Annotated in this window: 1 protein-coding gene; it reads left to right on the forward strand. The window is 61.9% G+C overall.

From position 1 onward, the window contains the following. Positions 1-515, forward strand: a 515-nt coding sequence (locus P1T08_18965; protein ID MDF1598151.1) for an IS21 family transposase, incomplete at both ends; no start/stop codon positions are given.

The raw sequence follows: 515 nt of genomic DNA on the forward strand, positions 1-515 counted from the left end.
ACTATTTCGGCGGCGTCCCCGGAACGATCCGTTACGACAACCTGAAGGCGGCCGTGATCAAAGTCCTGTTGGGACGCGACCGGTGGGAGAACCCGAAGTTCATCGCGCTACGGTCTCATTACGGGTTCGAGTCGTTCTTCTGTCTCCCCGGCATCGATGGAGCCCATGAGAAGGGCGGCGTCGAGGGCGAGATCGGCCGGTTCCGCAGGCGCCATCTCGTCCCGGTCCCGAACGTGGCGTCACTCGACGACCTCAACGATCTCGTCGCCGAAGCCGACATTCTCGATGATGTCCGTGTCATTTCGGGACGTCTCCCAGTGGACGGTCGCCGCATCACCGTGGGGGAACACTTCGCTCTTGAACAGCCGCTGCTCCAGACGCTGACCGTTGAGTCGTTCGATGTGGCGGTCGATCTCGAGGTCAGGGTTGATCAGAAAGCCAGGATCTGTGTCCGTCAGGCCCACTACTCGGTGCCGGTCCGGCTCGCCGGAAAGAAGATTCGGGTCCGTCTCGGT

This window comes from Acidimicrobiia bacterium, assembly GCA_029210695.1.
GTDB lineage: Bacteria > Actinomycetota > Acidimicrobiia > Spongiisociales > JAHEDJ01 > JAHEDJ01.